The sequence below is a fragment of the Campylobacter sp. Cr9 genome (assembly GCF_020138295.1).
In the GTDB taxonomy this organism is placed as follows: Bacteria; Campylobacterota; Campylobacteria; order Campylobacterales; family Campylobacteraceae; genus Campylobacter_E.
In genome coordinates, this window is sequence record NZ_JACGBH010000041.1 from 1 (window position 1) to 779 (window position 779).

Sequence of the window (779 nt, forward strand, 5' to 3'; positions counted from 1 at the left end):
AATAATATATAACAATAATTCTACTTCTTAAGGGCCTATAGCTCAGCTGGTTAGAGTGCACCCCTGATAAGGGTGAGGTCACAAGTTCAAGTCTTGTTAGGCCCACCATTTACTCCCTTATATTTTTAATCTTTGTTTTTATTATTTCAGTTTTATATTTTTAACTTATTTTTATTTCTCTGGTATTTTTAGTTTATTGTTTTTACCTTCTTTATATAAAAAGTATTTTTATGGTTTATTAGTTCTTTTATTAGGTTGTGTAAGTTTGATTAAGTAAAATTAAGTTAGGGAGATTAATTTATGTTCTTTTAGTGTTTGAGTGGATAAGGGTAGGTTTATTATTTTAGAGTTTTTAAATGTTGAATGTTTATGGAGTGTTTGGGGTTAAGAGAGATTGTAGGTTTGATGTAAGAATGGGGATTAAATTTATAATTATATTAAAATAATATGTTTAAGGTTTTTAAATTAATAAAGATAAAAGAATTTGAATTAGGAATTTTGTTTTTATAATTATTTAAAAAATTGTTTTTAAATTGATAATATATATAATTAAAGGTTAAAAAAATGGATACAAATGAGTTTTTAAATTTAGCGCAAAAACTAAATGAGCTTATAAAGCAAGACCCACAAGCGTTTAAGGAGTATTTGCTAAAAAATCAAGATAGTTTAGATGATTTTAAATTTATAGTAAAAACCATAGATGAGATAACAAGTAAAAATGTATAAATTTCATTTGTTTAAATGATAGTTAAAGCTAATTGTTTAATAATGTGTTGAAG

At 23.7% G+C, this 779-nt stretch carries 1 protein-coding gene and 1 tRNA gene; both read left to right on the forward strand.

Annotated elements, in window-relative coordinates:
- Nucleotides 1-31: 31 nt before the first annotated feature.
- Nucleotides 32-108: transfer RNA gene (locus AVANS14531_RS09130), tRNA-Ile, on the forward strand.
- A gap of 456 nt (nucleotides 109-564) precedes the next feature.
- Nucleotides 565-726, forward strand: a complete 162-nt coding sequence (locus tag AVANS14531_RS09135; protein ID WP_336612163.1) for a hypothetical protein — start codon at nucleotides 565-567, stop codon at nucleotides 724-726.
- Nucleotides 727-779 lie beyond the last annotated feature (53 nt).